This window comes from Mycoplasma sp. HS2188 (assembly GCF_025209835.1).
In the GTDB taxonomy this organism is placed as follows: Bacteria; Bacillota_I; Bacilli_A; order Mycoplasmatales; family Metamycoplasmataceae; genus Mycoplasmopsis.
The window spans coordinates 57,504-80,539 of sequence record NZ_JAOAOI010000001.1 but is presented as its reverse complement, the minus strand read 5'-3'; the positions used below and the strand labels follow the sequence as shown (position 1 = coordinate 80,539).

Here is a 23,036-nt window from a genome sequence, read left to right as displayed (position 1 = left end):
TATGTTTATTACAGATCCAATCTCAGATATGATTGTGCGTATTAAAAACGCCAACCAAAGAAAATTCAAATCAGTTAACATTCCATTCTCAAATAAAAAACAAAGAATCCTAGAAATTCTTTTAGCAGAAGGTTACATCCAAGCCTTAAATGTTAAAGGCGAAGGAATCAATAAAGTATTAGAAGTAAGTTTAAAATACAAAGGAAACCAAAGAGCAATCATTGATTTCAAACGTATTTCAAAACCTGGTTTAAGAGTTTATTCTTCAGCTCAAGAACTACCAAACGTATTATCAGGATACGGAACAGCTATCGTTTCTACCTCAAAAGGAATGATGACTGAAAAACAAGCACGCAAGGAAAATGTTGGCGGTGAAGTTATCGCTATCATTTGATAGGGGGTTAATATGTCACGTGTTGGAAACAGAATATTAAGCATCCCTCAAGGCGTTGAAGTTAAGCTAGAAGGTACAACTTTTAGTGCTAAAGGTAAATTAGGAAGCTTAGAAGCAACTTTTTCACCTTTAATCGCCATTAAAATTGAAGAAGACAAAATTAGCACTTTAAGAGCAAACGAAGAAAAATCAACCAAACAATTACACGGAACTACTAACGCATTAATTAGCAATATGCTAATTGGTGTTTCACAAGGTTTCAAAAAAGAATTAGTAATTAAAGGGGTTGGTTACAAAGCTGTACTTAAAGGACAACAATTAGAATTAGCAGTTGGTAAATCACATTTAGAATTACTAGACATTCCAGCCGATGTTAACGTTGAGTTACCAAAACCAACTGAAATCACATTATCATCAATTTCAAAAGAAAGCGTTGGACAATTCGCTGCAATTGTACGTGCTACTAGAAAACCTAGTCCTTACTCAGGAAAAGGAATTGCTTACAAAGATGAAGTTATTCGTCGTAAAGAAGGGAAAACTGCTGCTAAGTAGTTGTGAAAGGAAAATAAAAATATGGCTATATTATCAAGAAACCAAGCTCGTCAAAAGAAACATTTACGTGAGCGTCAATCAATCATTGGTACCGCTTCTAAACCACGTTTGAGCGTTTTCAAATCACACCAAAACTTCTACGCACAATTAATTGATGATTCTAAAGGCGTAACACTAGCTAGTGTTTCTACTTTAGTAAAAGGTGAATTTCATGGTAACATCGCTTCAGCTGCTGAAGCAGGAAAATTAATGGCACAAAAAATTAACGAACTAAATCTAACTCAAATCGTTTTTGACCGTTCAGGTTACATTTACCACGGGCGTGTAAAAGCGTTCGCTGAAGCAGTCAGAGAAAACGTGAAAGGAGTTAAATTCTAATGTCACAAGTAAACCAAAACGCAGCTGCAACTACCGAAGTGGTTAAAGCAAACCCAGCAAAAGTCGAAGCTAAAAAAGAAGCAAAACCAAGAAACAATCGTGAACGTTCAGCTCGTCCAGCTCGTCGTAGAAATGACAATTTCAATGATGGTTTCAGTGAAAAAGTTATTTCAATCTCGAGAGTTTCTAAAACTGTAAAAGGTGGACGTAGATTCTCATTCTCAACCTTTGTTGTTGTCGGAGACAAAAAAGGTCGTGTTGGATTTGGACACGGAAAAGCTAACGAAGTTCCTGATTCAATTAAAAAAGCAATTAAAGATGCTAAAAACAATTTAATTACTTTACCAGTTGTTAAAGGGACAGTTCCACACGAAAATGAAGCAAAATTCCTAGCATCTAAAGTTATGCTTAAACCTGCTTCAAAAGGGACAGGGATTGTTGCTTCTTCAACTGTTCGTGCAGTTGTTGAACTTGCTGGTTACACCGACGTTTATTCAAAAACATATGGTTCACGTTCAAAATCAAACATTGTTAGAGCAACTTTAAAAGCCCTAACTCAAATGCGTACTGCTGAAGCTATTGCCGATATCAGAGGTAAAGAAGTTAAAGACCTAAGATAATTATTAATTTAGTTAAGCAACTTGAAACACAAGTTTCAAAAGTACTTTTCGAATTAGTAATTACATGAAAGGAAATATTATGGAAATAAAATTACATGAATTAAAACCAACTGCCGGATCACGTAAAGATAAACACCGTGTAGGTAGAGGTCATGCCGCTGGTAAAGGTAAACAAGCAGGTAAAGGACAATCAGGACAAAATAAACGTCACGGACACAGACCTGGTTTCGAAGGGGGACAAACTCCTTGATTCCGTCGTATCGGAAAACGTGGATTTACTAATGTTAACCACGTTGAATACCAAGTTGTAAACTTAAAAGATTTAGAACAAAGATTTAGTGCTAATGATACTGTTAATATCGAAACCTTAATTGAAGCTAATTTAATTAAAAGAAACTTACCAATCAAAGTTCTAGCAAACGGTAAACTTACTAAAAAACTTTCTGTTTTTGCCCACGCTGCCTCACAAAGTGCTAAAGAAGCAATTGAAGCTGCTGGTGGAAAATTCGAAACTCTATCTTTAACCTAATAATTTTCTTTGCCCACGGGCAAAAAAACACTAAACAGAAGCTTGTTCTTCTGTTTTTTAATTAAATAAAATTACAAAACACAATTATTTACTCTCTTAAAAAAATGCTAAAATCAAGCAATTTTGCAATTTTGAAAAAATAATTAATAATAATGTGGAAATAATGCATATTAACGCTATTTTTGCAAAAAATATTGATATTTTTATCGATAAATTTATTCATTAATATTAAAATTTACGTATAATTTTATCATAAAAAAATACTGAAAGGAAAAACATGAAAAAATTTAAGTTATCATTAACATTAGCAGCACTTAGCTCACTAACAACAATCCCATTTGTCGCAAGTGCATGTGCTGCTAATAAAGATAAAGAAACTCCAGCAAAACCTGATACACCAGCTGGCGGCCAAGGTACAACACCAACTAACCCATCAACAACACCAGCCGACAACGGTACAACAACTGGAAACCAAGGCACAACACAAACTAACCCTTCAACAACTGGTAATGAAGGTGGATCAGTTTCTACAGGTGAAGGACAACCAGCTCCTGCTGACGGTGCACAAGGCCACGAAGGTGGATCAACTTCTACAGGTGAAGGACAACCAGCTCCTGCTGACGGCGCACAAGGCCACGAAGGTGGATCAACTTCTACAGGTGAAGGACAACCAGCTCCTGCTGATGAACACGCAACAGCTTAATTAATTTATAATTTAAACATCATTGCATATAGCTTTGATGTTTTTAATAAATATGTTTATGGAAATATCAAACATATTGTTGGTTATTATCGTATAAAAATTTCAATTAATTATTTTATTTATATTTGTTTAATCTATGAATATGAAACATAAAAACATTTTTTGAGCAACATATCCATATGAGTTATACAAAAACACCTTAACAAAAATACCTTAAAAATATCGCATTAATTCTAGTATAATAATTCAACATGCAAAATCTAGAAAAGAATAAGTACGAAAAATATAAATATTTTGGCAAGATCTATTATCTTGTTTTAGTTGTTAGTTCAATTATCACTGTTGTTATTTCTTTTTTATGGGTTAACAAGGTTTTTCCTTTTGCTCAGGAAAATATTAGAAGTTGATATATCGCCTATGGCTTTATTGTTTTTTTGTTTGGTTTTAGTGGGATTTATGTTTTTATGGTTCTGATATTAATTAATAGTTTTGTGTATAAATTAGAACGAATAAAAGAAATAACCGACAAAAAAAATCACGATAGGTTAAAACAAAAAATTGAAAAACAAAGTAAATGGTTAGATGTTCTATCTTTTAATAAATCATTATCTTACAATCTTTATCGTACAAGTCAAACGGATTAAAAAAATCGCTGATGCGATTTTTTTTAATTAATTTTTATCAATTTCAGTAATATTTTCGGCTGTAGTTTCAATGCTATCACTGTTAAGTGGTTTTGGGTCATTATCTTTTTTGACTAATATAAAGATTGTTCCAACTATTGATACAATAGGAACCACGAAACCAACAATTAATAATATCATTGCTGTTTGGTCAATTTTACTTGCGCGGATCGTTAATAAAATTTGTAAAACTAATGCACTAATTCAAATACCAAGTAATATCAATGGTATGAATATCAGTAATGCTACGCTAAGTGAGCGTACTTCTTCTCTATTCGATTCGTTTGAAGTTGTTCCTGCGAATTTTACAAATCAAAGTCCTTGTCCATAAACAAATATTATCATTGAACAATAAAGAATGATGCTTAAAACTAATAACGGAACAGCAATCTTTTTCGCTTTTTCTAACTCTTTCATTTTTCTCCTTTGTAATTTAATCGAAATAATTATATCATTATCTAGTTTAATGAAAAAAAGCTGCTTTTAACAGCCTTTTTTCAAATGGCAGGGGTTAAAGGAATCGAACCCTTGCAAGCAGTTTTGGAGACTGCAGTACTACCACTATACTAAACCCCCATTTAAGCCCGAAGGCTATTATTTTCCGAATTTAAAGTGGCAAATATCGCCATCTTGCATAATGTAATTTTTCCCCTCTGAACGGATTTTACCAGCAGCTTTAACTGCGTTTTCTGAACCAAAGGTAACAAAATCATCATAACTGATAATATCAGCTTTAATGAATTTTTTTTCAAAATCACTATGAATAATTCCGGCACATTGTGGTGCTAACATACCATCATTGAAAACTCAGGCTCTAACTTCTATTTCACCAACAGTAAAATAAGTTTTTAATTTTAATAAATCAAAGGCTTCACGAGTTAATAAATCTAGGCCACTATATTTAATAGCATATGAATCAAGTCATTCAGCCGCTTCATCTTCATCCATTTGCGTAATTTCGCTTTCAAGTTGCACACTAATTGGCAATACTTTGTCATTTTCATCTAGAGACTGAACAAACTTATTGTATAACGCATCTTCTTTGTAATTAGCTATTTGTTCGCTTGATAAGTTGGCAACATAAATCATTGGTTTAGCAGTTAGTAAATGATAACCACGCATAATTTTTTCTTCTTCGACACTAATATTTGTTAGTTGTCTTACCGGAATTGAATTTTCTAAATTTTGTTGTAGTTTAACACATAAATTTTGTTCTAAAATTGCCAATTTATCTCCTGCTTTGGCTTTTTTTGCTACTCTATTTTGTATATTTTTAACAGTTTCTAAATCAGCCAAAATTAATTCAAGATTAATAACTTCTTTATCATTAACAGGGTTAATTTCGTTAGCCACGTGCATTATGTCTTTATTTTCAAAACAGCGAACAACATGAATAATTGCATCAACTTCACGAATGTTTCCTAAAAATTTATTACCAAGACCTTCACCACGCGAAGCACCTTGAACTAAACCGGCGATGTCAACAAAGTCAAAGGTTGCAGGCACAATTTTATTTGGCTTAGCCAGTGAGGCTAATTTATATAAACGTGGATCTTTTAAAGGAACTGAACTAATATTAGGCTCAATCGTTGTAAATGCGTAATTGCTTGCCTCAACTTGATATTTAGTTAAAGCACTAAAAAGGGTGCTTTTGCCCACATTCGGTAATCCGACAATACCTGCTTTTAATGACATTTTTACCTCCAAAATTATTTAATATGTATATTTTACCAAAAAGTAATTTTAGGCTCGTAAATTAGTGTTTTTTTGCGTTAATTTCAATCAAATTACAATATATTTTTTATAATTTTGATTATGAATAAATTATCTATTAATCCCCAAGCTTATTTTGTCGATCTGGATGGTACTTTTTTTGACCAAGCTAGTTATGATGATCCTATTTCTCAATTTAATCTTATGGTCGCACGTAAAGTCAACGAGAATAAGTATTTCATTGTTTCAACAGGACGTCAATACGATGCTAAGTTGCACGATTTAATGCAACAAATTAATTCGCCATATGCTGTGGCGATGGTCGGGGCACAAATTGTCAATAATCAAGGCCAAATTATTAAAGAGCATTTAATTCAATTTAACCACGCAGTTATTAATAGCATTATTGATAAACATTTATTTTTAATAATCAATGAAGAACCAATTTTATATTGTGATAGCTCATCGAATATAAGTTTAATGCGTAATTTTGCTAAAAATTATCAACGTCTAAATTATGAGCAAATTAACAAGGCAGCTAAAATTTATAAGTTTATTGTTTTTGGCGCTTCTATAGAACAAATGAATGAATTGGCTAATAGATGAAAGAGAGAATTTAGTGATTTAGGTTTTCATATGGTTTCTGGTGGTTATTCAATTGAAATTACAAATGCTGCTGCCACCAAAGGAAAAGGTGCTAAATTTGTGTGTGAATTGTTGAATATTGACCCATTAAAGAGCGTACATATTGGCAATTCTGGTAATGATGTTAGTGCCAAACCCGAAATTGGTTATTTCATTGCTATGGGCAATTCTCCGCAGGATGTAAAATTAAATGCTGATTGAGTTGGGGCAAATAAAGAAAACGGTGGCGTGGGTAAAATCATAAGTTTGATTGAAAATTACGAAACAAAAACAGCCGAATAATAAGGCTGTTTTGTTTTGTTTATTTGAAGAAATTAGTTCTTGCTTGTTGTTTGACTTCTTTTGAAGTAGCGAACGGGATTCTTGTTGTATAGTGTAATCTTGAAGCTACAATCATTTTTGTAGGTCATTCATTAACTTCTCTATTTCATTGGAATACTGTGTCGTTATACAATTCTCTAGCAGCAGTAATTTCTTTTTGTAGGTATGAGTTTTGTTGTAAAACATCTCTCAATTCCCCGTGAGCTTCTAAATTAGGGTAATTTTCGAATTGAACATTAATTGAACGAAGTGCTGAATCTACTGATGATCACATTTCAGGTTTTGATTCGTTGTTTAAGTTAATTCCGCTACGGTATGCAGCGATTGTTTCCATTACGCCTTTATCTAAATTAATTGATTTATCCAAAATTGATGCAGCGTTAGTTAGGATAATAACTCTTTGTTCTAAGAAGTTGTCGATTTGTGATGCATTGTGTTGAATTTTTTGTTCAAGTTGTGCCAAACGGTTTTTGGCTGCTGTTTTTTTGAATTGAAAAATTATTCCTGGAATAATAAATAAAATTCAAAGCATAACTTCAAAAAATATCGAACCTGCACCGGTTTTAATTTCGATAGGTTTGTTGATAACATTGACGTCACGACCGCCATCCATTACTGGGCCGTTAATTTCATCTAGTTGGTTAGCCATTTTTTCTCCTTTAATTTAATTTGCATTTTAATTATATTATATTAATGATTGAATGTGGCGAGAATAAGGAATCATCCTTATTATCTTGATTTTGTTTAATTTTTTGATTTATTTCGCTTTCATATGCGTTTCTATCGGTTGGATCTGAATTAAGTTTGGTTATATTAGCTAAGACATCGTTATCTAAGCGAATATATTCATCTCAGTGAACTGGAACATCATGATAATTTCCGTCGCTACCATAAACAGGTATATAATCGATACGTGGTTTAATATCGTAACCGAATGAGCTAACTCTAACTGTGTCTTGCTCTCCTTCACTCTGAATAAATTGAGTTTTGATGATTGAGTTAGTTTTAACTTTACGGTGAGTGAATAATCTTCTTGGCAAGTATGATAGTTGGTGTTCGTGTTCATACTCGTTTAAATTACCGTTAATTCAGTTTTTATAAATGAAGTCTAGTGATTTAGTTTGTTGGAAAATAGGAACAGAAAACATTGGTGCAAAAGTGAAGTAAACATGTCTAAAATAATTTTGCATTTCATTTTTGAAACTAGTTTTAATTTCATCATAGTCATAATTGTAATAAACGCCTAAAACGTCTTGTAAAGAAGCATCAGCTAAATGTTCGGGTTTAATAATATTTATTTTCTTATTTTTCTCATATGTAAAATCATCACCGAAGCCTTTTTCCTTGTCACGTAACAAAGCAACCATGTTTTGTTGAGCTAAAGGAGTAAATGCTAGTCTGAATTGGGTTTGATTATCACGATCAAAAGCATTGAATAAAGCCTCAAAATCAGTGTTAGATAGAGAAGTGAAATTGATGTCGTCTTTTTCTCTTTTTTTCAATAATTTTTCAGTATTTTTTATTAATTTTCGTATTTCTTTGTCACTATATTGCTCGACGTGAGCAAAATTTCTTTCAAATGACAAATCAGGCGCAGCTTGTGAACCTCAAATGAATTTTGTGTCCTTATTAAAAAACGGATATGGCTTTTCAACGCTTGCAGTTAATACTTCACTTCTATTAACTGTTCTCATTTTTCCGTCTGAACCCCTTTCCATTTCTGTTCATCTAATGGTTAAATGTCCTGTATAAATTTTGGTTCCCAATTCGTGTTCTAATACACGAGCAAATAGGAATGGGTTACCGTATATTTCTCCTGATTGAACATAGTCAATATTGCTTTCTGAATTTGTTAGACGCCCCATGCCGTATTCTTCAACCATTTTTGCAAGTTGTTCATTTTTTAAAAAGTTTTCAAGTTTGATGAATGGGATTGCTTCGCGAAATAATTTAACCTTCATCCCAGGTCCGAATAAAGAGCGAAGAGGAGCAGTTTGTTCATACCCGATTTCACGTTCTTTATTGTATTCTTCTTGCAATTTTTGTTCAAGTTCATTGGCATTTTTTAAGTTTTTCAGTATTACGGCAAATTGAATAGTGAATAAAGTTATACCAATCAGAAGACTTAGAATCGCAACCGAAATCAAAATCGTATTAACTTTTGATTCGCTTGATACAATCCCCATTCATAATAACAATCCACCGATTATAAAAGCAAAAATAAATAAAATGATATTGATTACGCTTCCGGCCTTAATTTTTTTATATTTATTTTTTGCGTTTTCGTGTTTGGCAAACAAGTCGTTAATTTTTTTTGATTGCGCACGATTTTCTTCAACATTAATTTTCGAAATGCGAGTTAGTTCATCAAAATATTCGTTTGTTTTTTGTTCATGTTTTTCGCGATATGCATCATACTCATCGATTGGTTTATCTATATAAATAATTTTTTCCATTTTTTCTCCAAATTTTAATCAATATTGGTTTTAAGAATTTTTAAGAATGCTTCTTGAGGAACTTCAACAGAACCTAACATTTTCATTCTCTTTTTACCCTCTTTTTGTTTTTTCAATAATTTTTGGCGACGTGTAACATCCCCACCATACAATTTAGCTGTAACATCCTTACGGTATGCTTTTATAGTTTCACGAGCAATTATTTTACCCCCGATAGCTGCTTGCACTGGTACTTCAAAGTTTTGTCTAGGTATTGCTTCTTTTAGTTTTTGACATAATTCTCTACCACGGGAGTATGCGTTGTCGCGGTGTGTAATTATGGTAAAGGCATCAATTTTATCTCCATTCAACATTACATCAACTTTAACTAAATCGGTTTCTTTATAGCCAAATAAATCATATTCAAAAGAAGCATAACCTTTGGTTGATGATTTTAATCGGTCAAAGAAATCGACAACAATTTCAGCTAAAGGCATCTCATAAGTAATTTTACTCCGATTACCGTCCAAAGTTTCCATATCACGATAAATTCCGCGTTTTCCTTGACACAATTCCATTACATTACCAATGTAATTGTCAGGAACAATAATAGTTGCGTAAATGTATGGTTCTTCTATTCGATCAATGAATGTTTTATCAGGTAAAAGGGCTGGGTTAGATACCATTTCTAATGTGCCGTTTGTACGATAAACTTTATACTCAACTGATGGAGATGTTGCAATAACACCGATTTTATACTCACGGTTCAGTCTTTCTTGAAGAATTTCCATATGTAGCATGCCTAAAAAACCAACTCTAAAACCAAAACCTAATGCTTTTGATGTTTCTTGTTCTCAAGAAATTGAACTATCGCTCAATGCTATTTTTTCTAAGCTCTCTTTAAGCTCCATATAATCACGAGTATCTACTGGATAAAATCCAGTAAAGACCACTGGTTGTTTTTTCTTGTAACCAGGTAAAGGTTTTTCGGCGGGATTATCCACTAATGTGATTGTATCACCAACACTCACTTCGCGCGCGTCGCGAATTGTGGCAGCAATTCAACCAACTTCACCGGCCTCAAGATAATCTTTTTTAACCTCTCATGGACTTTTAACTCCTAATTCAGCAACTTGATTAATTTTATTATTGGACATAAATTTGATTTTGTCGTTTTTGTGTAATTTACCTTCAACAATTCTCACAAGCATAACGACACCACGATATTCATCGAAATACGAGTCAAATATTAAAGCTTTTAACGGTTTATTGTCGTCAGCGACAGGAGCGGGAATATATTTTTCAATTGCTTCCAAAACTTTGTCTATGTTTAAACCTGTTTTAGCAGAAACCGCAACAGCGTTATCAGTAGGCAAACCGATTACACGTTCAATTTCTGCTTTAGTTCTTTCAATATCGGCCGAAGGTAAGTCAACTTTATTGATGATAGGAATAATTGTTAAATTGTTTTCTAATGCTAAATAAACATTTGCCAACGTTTGTGCTTCTATACCTTGGGTGGCATCAACAATCAATAAAGCACCCTCGGTAGCTGCTAGCGAACGAGAAACTTCGTATGTAAAGTCGACGTGACCTGGTGTATCAATTAAGTGAAAAATGTAGTCTTTATATTTAATTTGGACTGCGTTTAATTTAATCGTTATTCCTCTTTCACGTTCTAGATCCATTGTGTCTAGAATTTGCTCTTCTAAGTCTCTTTTAGCAACAGTTTCAGTTAGTTCCAAAATTCTGTCTGCTAATGTACTCTTACCATGATCAATATGTGCGATAATTGCAAAGTTTCGAATTTTTGATTTATCCATATTTGCCTCCTTTTAAATTGTTGTGTAAAATATTGCTATTCAATTTTAATATAATATCTATTATAATTAACAATTATTATATTCTAAGGAGACATATGAAAATAAAAATTGAAAAAGGACATACTAATATTTCATATCGTTACGGAGATAAATTTATTCAAGAAAAAGTTTATAACGGTTTCAATCACAAGATTGATTACACCTTGCTTGAAAAATTTGATTTTGTACCCAAATTATTGGAAGAAGAGCAAAAAGAAATCGTTTGAGAGTTTATTGAAGGAGCTCAACCAACAATTACTTTAGAAAATGCTGAATTAATTGCAAAACAAGTTAGACAGATTCACGAATCAAAATTGCCTTTTCCACCGTCTAATCATGCTGCGAGAGTGAAGTTTTACCGCCGTCAATTAAAAGAATGTCAACGTAGTGTGCAGGTGCTTGAGGATTTTTATCGCCCAATCAACAAAACTTTAGCCAACATGCGTAAAGATACGCCTTTACATAATGATTTATGACCTTTCAATATGATTGAACAAAATGATAAAATTTTCTTTATAGATTGAGAATACGCAACGTTAGGTGATAAACATTTTGAATTGGCCTATATTATTGAGGCAAGCAGTATGAGTAAAGAAGTTGAAGATAAGTTTTTGCAAGCATACGGGGATTACAACGAGGTCTTTTTATTGCGTCACAAAATGTTAGTTAATTACTTAGTTATTTTATGAGTACACACACAAACACAACCACCATTCAATACTGATGAGTACGCACAAAGAATTTATAAATATGACCAATTATTGAAAGAAATGTTAAATTCATAGAGGTGAAAATGAAAAGCAAAAATTTTAAAAAAATTTTATTATTATCAATATTTTTGGCAGTCATATTATTGATTCCTTTTATTGAACAATTTTTAGTTCGTGTTGTGGTTGATCATAGTTCAAACAATTTTAGAAACACAAATTTTTATCGTTATTTAGAAAAAAATTATTCAGGGATTGTATCAGTAACTGTTAACTTTTTCAGAAACTTTTCAGAGACAATGGAATTTTACAAGAACTTCGCTGGCTCTTCGGCTTCACCATTAGTTAAAATAGTCTTTTTCGCTGGTGTTTTGTATGGTTTTATTGTAATTGCTTCAGTGTTTATTTGAATATTCTTAACATTTATTTATTCAATTATCTTATTTTTCAAAAAAAGATTCACAATCCCTTCAATCATCATATTGATAACTATTGTTGTAGCGTTATTGATGATACTATCTGGCACAAATTTAATCAAAATTAAATCAACCCAAAATCCAAACCAAATTAAAGTTTTATTTTCTTTCTTACACTCACAATTTATCTCTATATTTGTATTGAATACCCTAACATTGATTCTTTCAATAATAGGTGTGTTTAAATATAGAAAATAAACATATAAATCATTCCGCCATCAGGTGGAATTTTTAATTTAAAATTATCATTAAACAACTTAAATTTAAAATAAAATGAATTAAAATTTGTATTTAATTTATAATTAAATAACTAAGAATAGGGGGTGTGTATGTTTAGTAATAAACAAAAAAAATTCGAAGCTATACTGAATAATTTATTGGATTTAAGTCCTAATGATAAGGCTGTTTTTACACGTGTAGATAATAATTATTTCTTCGATTTTTACAAGATGTTTGGTCAAAAAGCTTTTGAGAAAATTTATACTAAAAAAGAGTTTAAAATCGAGTTAATTGAAGAAAGATTAAAACACGCAAAAGATAAAATATTACAAACTCAAGATTATGAATCAGCAATGCAAGTTATTGCAGATTTTGATCTAGAAATTAGCGATATTAAAAAACGTTTATTGAAAAAAGATTTTGCACAAGGTATTGAAAAAATATCTGAAGAATTAGAGATGCAATTTCAAAAGCAATCAGTTAAGTGAAAAATGTTTTTTAACAGAGCAAAAGAAATCAACGAACAAACAAACATTTGACCTATCCATTTAGGTTTTTTATACGTTAAAGTAAATGTAGGTGATAAATCTATTTATGCTCCTTTGTTTTTAAAAGAGGCTTATTTAACTTTCGAAAATGCCCGTCCTAAATTATTTTCAAAAGGTGAAATTAAACCTAACGACAAATTATTTTTCTTACTAAAACATTACGATTTTGATGTTGATACAAGTTCGAAATTTTCTCGTCAAACAATCAAAGAATTGTATGAAGATGTAAAAAGTATCTGAGTCAATACTTATCCAAATATCACTGAAATTGGTGCTAATTTTGAACAATTAAACCCTGAACAAATTACTAATGAAGCATTAACTTTTGCGCCAGGTATTGTTTTAGGTTTATTTCAACCTGCTGGTGGTTATATACGTAATAGAATGATTGAAATTATTGAAAAAGACGCTATCAAAACTATTATTCCTGTTTCTTTCAATAAAAATAGTTATGTCAAAAAAATTGACGAAATGATTTTGGATCCTAAAAAGAGTTTATTTAAAATTTCGCCAACTAATTTCAGTCAAGATCAAGCTATTGCTTCATCATTGCTACAAAACACTGTTATATGAGGTCCTCCAGGTACTGGTAAATCACAAACAATTGTCAATCTATTAACAAATATTTTAATATATGGCCGCACAGCGGTAGTTTGTTCACAGAAAAAAGCTGCCTTGGAAGTCATAGCTAATCGGATGGGGGCATTAAAACAATTTTGTTTGTTTATGTTTAACTCATCAGAAGGAAGCAAAAAATCATTCTATAAACCACTGCAAGAATATATTGATTACATTGAACATTTTGACGATGATGTTAGATTAAAAGCCTTGCGTGTTCTAACCAATAAAGAATTGAGATACATTAAAGAAATAGGCAACTATGCTAAAGATTCTCGTTTTATTGAAATTACCAAAATCATCCCAGAAATTAACCAATACTTAGAAGAATTAGAGGAGGATAAATGAGAGACAATTTTAACCCTGCCTGATTTTTATAAATACCCAGAAATCATTAAATTTTCAGATAAAAAAGAACTGCAAAAATGAATGTTAAAAAATAACGGTTTTAACATTTTGAAATTTTTTGATAAAAAACGAAAAATTGTTATTAATATTGCCGATAAGCTATTTGATAAATTCAATGGTTCAAATCTAAATATTAAACATTTGGTCGCTATAACAAGAAATAGCGAAATGTCCGATTTTAAATTCATTCGTTCACTATTATCAATTTTACCTTCAGAAGATAAACCACAAGTTAGCGATGAAGAAGAAATTAAAAAACATGTGGCGCGCCTAATTGTAGAGCGTTATGAAACACTGAGTGATGAAGACAAACAAACCTATGGTGAATTTGCATTGACTATTAGAAATGGGCAAACAGAACCATATAAATTCATTAGCAATTTTGCTCGTATTATTAAAAAAATATTCCCAATCATTATAGTTACACCCGAAGCGGATTTATCAGCTTGAGAACGAGAAGAATTCAACTACGCAATAATGGATGAATCTAGCCAAATTTTTATCGAAAAAGGCTTGCCGGTGTTGTATCTAGCGAAAATTAAAATTTTAGCTGGTGATGATCAACAAATGAAACCATCTAACTGATTTGGAATCAGGGTAACGGATGAAGAAACTGTGTATGGAATTACTGAATCTCTATTGGATTTTGCTAAAAATACAGGAGTTCACACAATTTTATTAAACAAAAATTATCGTTCAAACCATGCGTCATTGATGACGTTTAGTTCAAAACATTTTTACAATTCTAGTCTCGATGTTATTGATTCAGCTCATGTTACTTCTCAATCTAAAGCTATTGAAGTTATTGAAGCTAATGGGGAATGAATTGATTCACAAAATACTGTTGAAGCAGAAATTGCACTGAATATTATTGAGAAAAATTTAAAAAATTACAAAAAAATGATTTTGCTATGCTTTAACGCTAAACAGCAAGAAGCTATCACTAAAACAATTTTTGAATCTAGACCAACTTTAGAAAATGCTTTGAGAAACAACGTTTTATTATTGAGAAATATTGAAAATATTCAAGGTGATGAAGCCGATTTAGTAGTTGCAACTTTAGGTTATGACGCTAATGCGAAAATTTATTCAACATATGTTGGTCGCCCTGGTGGTAGAAACGCCTTAAATGTTGCTATATCACGAGCTAAAGAAAAAATGGTAGTTATTAAGTCATTGCATTCAAGCGATGTAAGTATCACTGGAATGAACGGTATTAATGAAGACATGGAAACATTCAAGAAATGATTGGAATTTCTTGAATTAAGCGATCAAGAAAAGAAAGATTTCTTATCTATTGACCTTGAACAAACACGTGGAATTAACCTAAATAACGAAGCTAGTGAAAGCGAGTTATTTGGCGAAATTAAGGAATATATTCTTGAATTAATTAAAGGTAAACCTTGAATACAATTACACACTCATTACAATTTAGGGACAATGAATGTTGATTTAATGTTGAAAAAAGGCGAAGAAAGTATTTTTGCTTTAATTGTTGATGATTACGAATACGCTAATAAACCTAGTGAGTATTTAAAATTCCATGACAATATTAAATTTATTGCAGCAAAAGAATATAAGACATTTAAATTTGACAGAACATTATGAGAACAAAATAAACACCAAATAGATGAAATAATAAGTTTAATAACTCTGCCGGATAATTATCTAGATAATAATGAATATGCTGATTTAAGTGAAAATAGTCAGGAGATGTTTATTGACAATAATGAATTGTCTAATCCGGTCACTGAAAATGAACAAAGCGACAATTCAGAAATTTTAGACAAAGAAACACAAAGTGAGACAGTTGACACTCAAAATATTAATAACGAGAACATCGCAACAGTAACTAATGAAGTTACAAATGACACACTAATTCAATTATCTTCTCTTAGTGAATCAACAATTAGCGACCAAAATCTCAATATACACACTGATATTAACGATGAAAATCATCAATACGATAAAGAAATTGTTGCTGAATCATCGGAAATATTTAAAATGAATAAAGAGCTTGATGATATAAGCAAATTTATTAGAGACAATAATTATGATAATACTGAGTTTGATGATACTTACGATATTGACGAAATTCTAAGAAGAAATTCAACAAAAGAAGTTGTAACTGAACAAAGTACACAAGTTATCACACAAAATGATCAATTATTAACTGAAAATCATGATTATGATCTTGCAAACAGCGAAACAGAAAAGTCAGATCAACAATTTAGTGAAGATATTAATACTGCAATAAATAACATCTTGAATGATAATGAGAGTGTTGACATTGATAATACAAGCGAGCAAGAGATAGATCAACAAATTGATGATTATGATCACAATAATGAATCAGAAGAATACACAAACGAATTTGATGAGCCTTCTGACACTAAGCTTCTTGAATTAAACAATGAAGTAATCCAAGAAAATGACTTTGATGAAGCAAATGTTGATGAGGATGAGTCGGCGAAATTTGATGAACCTTCTGAAACTGAGTTGCTAGAACTAAATAACGATATTGACGATAGTCAAAGTGTCGAATACACAGATGAATTTGATGAACCTTCTGACACTGAACTTTTTGAATTAAACAATGATGTAGATCAAGAAAGTGATTCTAACTTTGACCAAACAAATGTTGATGAGGATGAGTTGGCAGAATTCGATGAACCTTCTGAAACTGAGCTATTAGAACTAAATAGCGATATTGATGCTAACTCGTCTGAAGTTGATATTGACGATAGTCAAAGTGTCGAATACACAGATGAATTTGATGAACCTTCTGAAACTGAGCTGTTGGAATTGAACAATGATATTGAGCAAATTTCCAATGCACACACTGAACAAGATTCAGATTCTGATAATTTAAGCAAATTTACACAACAGTCAGATACTCAATCAACAGAGTTAGAAAACAATGAATATAATTCAAATCAAAATATTGCAAATAAGTATGATCCGCAAATTCAAGCATTGCATGATTCTATTGATGATGCATCAGAACAAACAATGGAAAATGATCTGAGCCGCGATATTGAGCAAAATTCAATCGATAAGATTCTGTACGATTTAGATTTGGAAAGTAAATAATATAAAATATCAAGCCACTTTGGACTTGATATTTTTATATTTCACTTAAAGTTTTTGTCATATTTGATTTATACACTTCAACACCAGGTTGATTAAATGGATTAACGCCTAACAAGTAAGCCGACATTGTTAAAGATATCATAAAGAATTGGAATAAATAACCAAGATTGTAAGCATCCATTTTCTCAAATTCGATTACAATATTCGGTATTTTTGATGTATCGTTGTGTGCTTTGATTGTTGCTTCAAAAACAGCTCAATTAACTTTGTGTACTGATTTACCATCTAAATAATTTAATCTTTCAATGTCTTCGCTTTCACGTGTCATTAAATAATGTTGATTAGGGTTTTTCAGTATTAAATTTGTTTCGAATAAAACTTTTGAACCATCTTGAATGAATTGACCTATAGAATGCAAATCAGTTGAAAATTGTGATGAAGCCGGAAAAATTCCGCGTCCATTTTTGCCTTCGCTTTCAGCGAATAATTGTTTTCATCATTCTTGAAGAAAACGCAATTTTGGTTCATAGCTTACTAATAATTCAATCGAATAATCTTTTCCCATAATATAACGAGTTAAGGCGTATGAGTAAGCATCGTTTGAATTGATATTGCTAGTGCTATTATCGCTAAGAGCTTTTTGTGCTCCTTTTAATAATTGCTCTGTGTCAATTCCGGCACACATAAATGGCAATAAACCTACTGGACTTAATACACTGAATCTGCCACCAACATCGCTAGGAATAACTAGTTTTTCATAACCTTTTTTCACTGTCAAGTCATACAAAATTCCTTGTGATTTATCAGTAGTTGCAACAATTAATTCTTTTGCTCTAACTGAGCCAACTTTAGCTTCAAGTAATTTACGAAATTCTCTAAATGCAATACTAGTTTCTAATGTTTTTCCACTTTTTGAAATCACATTTATAGCAAATTTTTTGTTTTCTACATACAATAATTGCGATGCTAAGGAATCTGAACTTAAAGAATTTCCACTGAATAATAATTCAATTTTTGGTTTATTTTGGCTATATGGCCCATAAATAAATTCATAGCCAGCAGCAGCCCCTAAATAAGAACCGCCAATACCAATAACAACTAATACATCAATATTCATGTTGGTTCATTTTTCTGCAATTCTCTGCATTTTATTGTATTCGTCATTGTGTAAATTGAAAGGTAATTGATATCAACCAAGTCAATCTTTTTCGACTACTGTTTTATTCATCAAAGCTGTGTGAATTTTGTCTACTTTGTCTTGAAATTTGAGTAGATTTTGTGTATTTATTGCTTTATCTAATTTTAAATTTATTGGTTTCATTTTTACTCCTTTTATCTAATTCAATTCGAATGGATTTTGTTTATTGAGATATGCTTCAAAAACTATTGCTCAGTACAAAAAGCAAATGAGCATACCTAATACTGATTCATTGTTTTCAATTAGCTTAATTTCTATTGTCGGCACGTTGATAACTTCGGATAAAGTTGTGGCAATGCCAAGATTGCTGATTTTTGTAAATTGACTTAATCTGTTCTGTTCTAATTTTGGAACACCATCATTAAAACTTAATTCAGGAGATATTCGATAGTCATTTTTAAATTTCTCAAATTTAAAAAATGTTGCAAAATATGTCGATGCCATTCCTAAAGTATATGGCGAATAAGTGTAAATATCATTAGGGAAAATAATTGAATTAGTCCATTTTTCTGATTTTAGATCTTTTTCATTACTCATTCGTGAGTATAAGCCGAAAATTTCACTAAATTCTGGTGATGAACCAATCAGTAAATTGTGTTTTCTCTCTTTTTTTAAGACAGAACACATATATGCGTATTGAAATGCATAATTATTCTTAATGTTTTCAGACACAAAATCAAGTGTAGCTGTTGTATATCCTTGCAAGACTTCATTAATATTTATGCCCTTAATCAGCATTAACAACAAATTGATTTCGTTAAAAAATGCAAAGCGATGATGCAAAATATCAGGCGTAATTAAAATGTTATTTTCTTCAATATCCAGAAATTTAATGCTTTTTTCAGCGATTTCACGACCAACAAAAAACGATTTATTTAGTGTATTGTAATACCCGTAATTTTGCTGAACAAAATTGTAAAAAATCTTGATAAATTCAATAAATTTATTGCTAAATTTATTCATTTTACTCAAAATAAGTGATGTTACACTAAAATCAATATCTACTTTTAAATACTCAAATATATTGAATCAATTTTGAAAAGGTTCGTCATCACATATAAAAAAAAATTGAATTTTTTTATCGACCAGTACATCATTTTTTAAAACAAAATTATGAGCGCTTTGGAAATTATTTTTTGTTCTTGTATCACAAAAAATAACTATATTTTTGCAATTGTTATAAATGATATTTTTGGCAAAATTATTTAATTCATTGGTGTTATTTTGACCAAAATTAAGTGCTAATTCATGAAAACCAAAATATTCAAAACCATCTATAGTTTTGAATTTAATTTCTCGCAAAATGTCAACGCCTTTTTTTATCAAACTTTCGTTACTAAAATCAGGATGATAATTGTACGCCTTGATCTCTAATTTTGACATTAATTACCTCGGTTTTCGTAGTTTTTAATTTCTGTGTCAATTGATTTTTTTAAAGTGCTAAAACCATGTTTGGTTTCTTTTAATTCTTCGGAGAAAGGCTTTTTGCAGTAATATGGGTGATTTTGTTTGAAATTCCCAATTCCTGTTTTATTTTCGTGATTAATTTCTTCAACATAAAAATTGACCTTATCTTTTAAACTGAACTCATAAAAAATATTTTTTCAATTGTAGTCAGTGATTAATTTTATTGGAATGGTGAAGATGTAATTTTTGTTTGTTATTACTGTTAAACCTTCAGAATTTATACGGATAATTTTTCCAAATAATATGTCGCCTTTTTTATTCATATTTGAATTATAAAATATTAATTTAAACATGAAAATTTTATTATTTAGGGCTTTTTTTGTCATTAATATTTTTCGTTGGAAAATACTTTTGACAAATTTAACTCATTTTAAGTGCTTAATTTTAAATTTATTTACCATTTAAAAAAGCAGTTTTGTAATATAATTTTAATAATAAATTATATAGCTAATCTTTTTTGTCTTTTCAAAAAAGTAGGCAAGCAAACGGAAGAGGATTATATGAACAAAGAAAAAAGCACTTTATTGAAAGTTAAATATTTAACAAGACTAAATGAAAATGAAATTTATAGAGCAATTGCAAATTACAACGAACTACTTAGCGCCATTAATCAAGCAACAACGAGACAAACAATTAGCCAAACTGATTACTTCAGAATTAAATATAATTTCGACCATATCGAAGATTTAATTGATGATTTATTAACTATTTCAAGATTCAATTATTTACAAGAAGTTAAAGTTTTATATGCTTCAATAGTTGAGAATTTTAACGAACTATTCTCTAAATACGTAATCGACTATACAGCATCAGATTCAGTTGAAACAAGAGCATATCACAAATTAGCAGGTGATAAACAACTTTCATTGACTTCTTATTCAACATCATATGTTATCGTAGATGATAAATTCGTAATTTTTGTACCAGTTAAAGATTATAAATACCCTGCATTAACTGAATTAGTACACAGAGAAACTAATGTTGCTGTTGAATCACCTAAAGTGGCAGAACAACCAGTTGTTGAAGAAATTGTTGTAACTTCAACAGTAGAAGAAATTCCAAACAATGAAGTTTTAATCGAAGCTGAATCTATGGCAATTGAAGAAACACCTATCGAATCAACTAGCGATATTGAATCAATTCAAACTGAAATGATTGACGAAACTATTGCGCTTGAAGATGTTAATAACACAGATATGGACCTAAATAACACTGAAGTATTGGGTGGTGATTATCTAGAATTGACTCACTATACTTCATTACCAGAAGAAGATTTATTGCATGCTTTAACTAAATATTCAGATAAATTAAACTTAATTAAAAATAACTTTAAACGTCAAACTGTTAGCCAAGCAGATTTCTTTAGAACTAAACAAAACTTAAATGACATTCAAGAGTTACTTGATGATCTACTATCACACAAAAAATACTCATTTAAAGCTGAAACTAAACAAGCTTACGACAATATCAAACATGATTTCAATGAAATTTTAGATAATTTAGTAATCGATTACAATGCTGAAGATAAACCAGAAAATGATGGTTTGGCTCTACTAAATCAAAATGAAAACGATCTTTTAAAATTCCAAACTTCATTTGTTGTTCATAATGATAAACAAGTTGTATTTAACATTTCTAATCCATACCCATATTCTGTTCTAGGTATTGAAAATGCTGAACCAGTTTTAGTTGAACAAGTTGTTGAAGAAGAACCAATTTTAATTGAAACTGTTTCTGAAGATATGTCAGTTGCTAAAACAGATTTAGACGATATTGACCAATTATCAATAACATCTGAACCAGAAATTGTTGAAAATAATGATGAATTAGAACAACCAGAAGAACAAATATTTGATGAAGATGTTCAAGCTGATAAAAATGAAACAAAAGATAATGTTACTTTACACGAAGTTCAAACATACTTGATAGATGCTGATAAAAAACTTAAACCAACACGTTACATGTCAAATCCTAAAAAATTCTGATGATTATTTTCTCTAGTATTCGTGTCATTGATTCTTTTATTATTAATAATTTTTGTTGGTTTAAGAGCATACGAATTAATTGCTAACGTAGATATTTTCTAATTGAAAATACACGAGGAAATATGTTAAATAAAGAAAAAAATATAAATACATTAATAAGTCATTTGAAATCGTCAGGTTTCGTGTTTCAAGGTAGCGAAATTTATGGTGGTTTAGCAAACACATGAGATTATGGTCCTCTGGGAGCTACATTAAAGGATAATATCGAACAGGTTTGAAAACGTTTCTTTATTCAAAGTGAAAAAAATAACTTCTTATTAGATTCGAAAATTTTAATGAACCCTCAAGTTTGAGTTACTTCAGGCCACGTTGTTAATTTCAATGATCCTTTAATTGAAAATAAAGTTAATGGCAAGAGATATCGAGCTGATAAATTAATCGAAGAAATTGATCCTAGCATCGTTGCTGAAACATTATCTTTTGAAGAAATGAAAGATTTTCTAGTTAAAAATCTTCCACAATACGAGGGTGCCAAAACCGAGTGAAGTGATATCAAAAAATTCAATTTAATGTTTGAAACTAAACAAGGTGTTACTGAAGAGACCAAAAGTAAAATTTATTTACGTCCAGAAACTACGCAAGGAATAATGGTTAATTTCAAAAATGTTCAACGTTCTATGCGAGCAAAATTACCAATGGGTATTGGCCAAGTTGGTAAAAGTTTTAGAAACGAAGTAACCCCAGGTAATTTCATTTTCAGAACACGTGAATTTGAACAAATGGAACTTGAAGTTTTCACTCATCCAAATCAAGCAGATGAAATTTTCAACTACTACATAGAAAAGGCAATGAAATTTGTTAAAAAACTTGGTTTAAGTGAACAAAACATACGTTTAAGAGCTCATGATCCGAAAGAATTGTCACACTATTCATCGGCTACTAGTGATATTGAATACCAATTTCCTTTTGGGTGAGGTGAATTACTAGGAATTGCCAATCGAACTAACTTCGATTTGAATGCTCACCAAAACGCAACCGGTGAAAACTTAGAATATTTAGATCCTACTACAAACGAAAAATTTATACCTTACGTAATTGAACCATCTATGGGACTTGATCGTCTAATGTTTGCAATCTTAATTGAAGCTTATGACGAAGAAAAACTAGAAAATGAAACAAGACTTGTTATGCGTTTAGATAAAAATATTGCACCATATCGAGTTGCTGTTTTACCTTTAGTGAAAAAATTGAACGAAAAAGCAACTGAAGTGTATGAGATGTTGCTTGAAAAAGGAATTTCGGTTGTCTTTGACGAAACCGCATCAATTGGTAAAAGATACCGTCGTCAAGATGCTATCGGTACTCCTTCTTGTTTAACTATCGATTTTGATACTTTAGAAGATAATATGGTTACCTTGCGTGATCGTGATACAATGGAGCAAAAAAGAATCAAAATTGATGAAATTTTATTACACATTTAAA

21 protein-coding genes and 1 tRNA gene are annotated in these 23,036 nt (G+C 30.8%); 13 read left to right on the top strand and 9 right to left on the bottom strand.

Translation table 4 applies throughout. The features are described from left to right. Position 1: 1 nt before the first annotated feature. From rpsH to N1F73_RS00310, 7 genes are all read left to right on the top strand, one after another. Complete coding sequence (gene rpsH, locus N1F73_RS00340) at positions 2-397, top strand: 30S ribosomal protein S8 (protein WP_259290193.1); 396 nt, start codon at positions 2-4, stop codon at positions 395-397. Positions 398-406: 9 nt separating this feature from the next. Further along, complete coding sequence (gene rplF / locus N1F73_RS00335) at positions 407-946, top strand: 50S ribosomal protein L6 (RefSeq protein WP_259290192.1); 540 nt, start codon at positions 407-409, stop codon at positions 944-946. A 21-nt stretch (positions 947-967) separates the two neighbouring features. Continuing rightward, entirely contained in the window at positions 968-1,324 is a 357-nt protein-coding gene (rplR, locus tag N1F73_RS00330; protein WP_260359394.1) for a 50S ribosomal protein L18, read from the top strand. Then, entirely contained in the window at positions 1,324-1,944 is a 621-nt protein-coding gene (gene rpsE / locus N1F73_RS00325) for a 30S ribosomal protein S5 (RefSeq protein WP_260359393.1), read from the top strand. Before rplR ends, rpsE begins: the two co-directional genes overlap by 1 nt. Positions 1,945-2,029: 85 nt before the next feature. After that, positions 2,030-2,473 (top strand): 50S ribosomal protein L15, encoded by a 444-nt coding sequence (rplO, locus tag N1F73_RS00320; protein ID WP_396888600.1) that lies wholly within the window; start codon positions 2,030-2,032, stop codon positions 2,471-2,473. 277 nt (positions 2,474-2,750) lie between these two features. Further along, complete coding sequence (locus N1F73_RS00315) at positions 2,751-3,176, top strand: hypothetical protein (RefSeq protein ID WP_260359392.1); 426 nt, start codon at positions 2,751-2,753, stop codon at positions 3,174-3,176. 251 nt (positions 3,177-3,427) lie between these two features. Continuing rightward, positions 3,428-3,820, top strand: a complete 393-nt coding sequence (locus tag N1F73_RS00310) for a hypothetical protein (protein WP_260359391.1) — start codon at positions 3,428-3,430, stop codon at positions 3,818-3,820. A 27-nt stretch (positions 3,821-3,847) separates the two neighbouring features. On the opposite strand, the gene N1F73_RS00305 is transcribed toward N1F73_RS00310, so the two are convergent. The 3 genes from N1F73_RS00305 to ychF form a co-directional block, all read right to left on the bottom strand. Next, positions 3,848-4,276, bottom strand: a complete 429-nt coding sequence (locus N1F73_RS00305) for a hypothetical protein (RefSeq protein ID WP_260359390.1) — start codon at positions 4,274-4,276, stop codon at positions 3,848-3,850. A gap of 85 nt (positions 4,277-4,361) precedes the next feature. Then, a tRNA-Trp gene (locus tag N1F73_RS00300) sits at positions 4,362-4,435 on the bottom strand. Between the two features lie 18 nt (positions 4,436-4,453). Continuing rightward, positions 4,454-5,554, bottom strand: coding sequence for a redox-regulated ATPase YchF (gene ychF / locus N1F73_RS00295; RefSeq protein ID WP_260359389.1), 1,101 nt, complete (start codon positions 5,552-5,554; stop codon positions 4,454-4,456). A gap of 120 nt (positions 5,555-5,674) precedes the next feature. On the opposite strand from ychF, the gene N1F73_RS00290 reads away from it, so the two are divergent. Beyond that, complete coding sequence (locus tag N1F73_RS00290) at positions 5,675-6,499, top strand: HAD hydrolase family protein (protein WP_260359388.1); 825 nt, start codon at positions 5,675-5,677, stop codon at positions 6,497-6,499. A 19-nt stretch (positions 6,500-6,518) separates the two neighbouring features. Here the strand turns inward: N1F73_RS00290 and N1F73_RS00285 are convergent, their stop codons facing one another. Genes N1F73_RS00285 through lepA form a run of 3 tightly spaced genes read right to left on the bottom strand, consistent with a single transcriptional unit; the run spans position 6,519 to position 10,796 of the window. After that, the gene (locus tag N1F73_RS00285) at positions 6,519-7,187 is read right to left on the bottom strand and encodes a LemA family protein (RefSeq protein ID WP_259290339.1); all 669 of its coding nucleotides are present in this window, start codon (positions 7,185-7,187) and stop codon (positions 6,519-6,521) included. Positions 7,188-7,218: 31 nt separating this feature from the next. After that, on the bottom strand, positions 7,219-8,994 hold the full coding sequence (locus tag N1F73_RS00280; protein ID WP_260359386.1) for an MAG1210 family protein: 1,776 nt from the start codon (positions 8,992-8,994) through the stop codon (positions 7,219-7,221). Positions 8,995-9,008: 14 nt separating this feature from the next. Further along, positions 9,009-10,796 carry a translation elongation factor 4 gene (gene lepA / locus N1F73_RS00275; protein WP_260359385.1) on the bottom strand — a complete coding sequence of 596 codons (1,788 nt, stop codon included), beginning with the start codon at positions 10,794-10,796 and terminating at the stop codon, positions 9,009-9,011. A gap of 95 nt (positions 10,797-10,891) precedes the next feature. Between lepA and N1F73_RS00270 the strand changes: the two genes are divergently transcribed. From N1F73_RS00270 to N1F73_RS00260, 3 genes are all read left to right on the top strand, one after another. Continuing rightward, positions 10,892-11,620 carry a phosphotransferase gene (locus N1F73_RS00270; protein WP_259290336.1) on the top strand — a complete coding sequence of 243 codons (729 nt, stop codon included), beginning with the start codon at positions 10,892-10,894 and terminating at the stop codon, positions 11,618-11,620. A gap of 8 nt (positions 11,621-11,628) precedes the next feature. Next, entirely contained in the window at positions 11,629-12,216 is a 588-nt protein-coding gene (locus tag N1F73_RS00265; protein ID WP_260359384.1) for a hypothetical protein, read from the top strand. Between the two features lie 131 nt (positions 12,217-12,347). Further along, entirely contained in the window at positions 12,348-16,904 is a 4,557-nt protein-coding gene (locus N1F73_RS00260) for an AAA domain-containing protein (protein WP_260359383.1), read from the top strand. Between the two features lie 34 nt (positions 16,905-16,938). On the opposite strand, the gene N1F73_RS00255 is transcribed toward N1F73_RS00260, so the two are convergent. The 3 genes from N1F73_RS00255 to N1F73_RS00245 are packed head-to-tail and all read right to left on the bottom strand — an operon-like array spanning position 16,939 to position 19,832. Then, on the bottom strand, positions 16,939-18,225 hold the full coding sequence (locus tag N1F73_RS00255; RefSeq protein WP_260359382.1) for a glucose-6-phosphate isomerase: 1,287 nt from the start codon (positions 18,223-18,225) through the stop codon (positions 16,939-16,941). A gap of 15 nt (positions 18,226-18,240) precedes the next feature. Then, the gene (locus N1F73_RS00250; protein ID WP_260359381.1) at positions 18,241-19,485 is read right to left on the bottom strand and encodes a glucose-6-phosphate isomerase; all 1,245 of its coding nucleotides are present in this window, start codon (positions 19,483-19,485) and stop codon (positions 18,241-18,243) included. Beyond that, positions 19,485-19,832: an RNA-binding protein gene (locus N1F73_RS00245; protein WP_259290331.1), complete on the bottom strand. Its 348-nt coding sequence runs from the start codon at positions 19,830-19,832 to the stop codon at positions 19,485-19,487. Before N1F73_RS00245 ends, N1F73_RS00250 begins: the two co-directional genes overlap by 1 nt. Before the next feature lie 237 nt (positions 19,833-20,069). Between N1F73_RS00245 and N1F73_RS00240 the strand changes: the two genes are divergently transcribed. Beyond that, a complete protein-coding gene (locus N1F73_RS00240; protein ID WP_260359380.1) occupies positions 20,070-21,656 on the top strand; it encodes a hypothetical protein in 1,587 nt (528 codons plus the stop codon). A gap of 20 nt (positions 21,657-21,676) precedes the next feature. Then, on the top strand, positions 21,677-23,035 hold the full coding sequence (locus N1F73_RS00235) for a glycine--tRNA ligase (protein WP_260359379.1): 1,359 nt from the start codon (positions 21,677-21,679) through the stop codon (positions 23,033-23,035). Position 23,036: the final 1 nt, after the last annotated feature.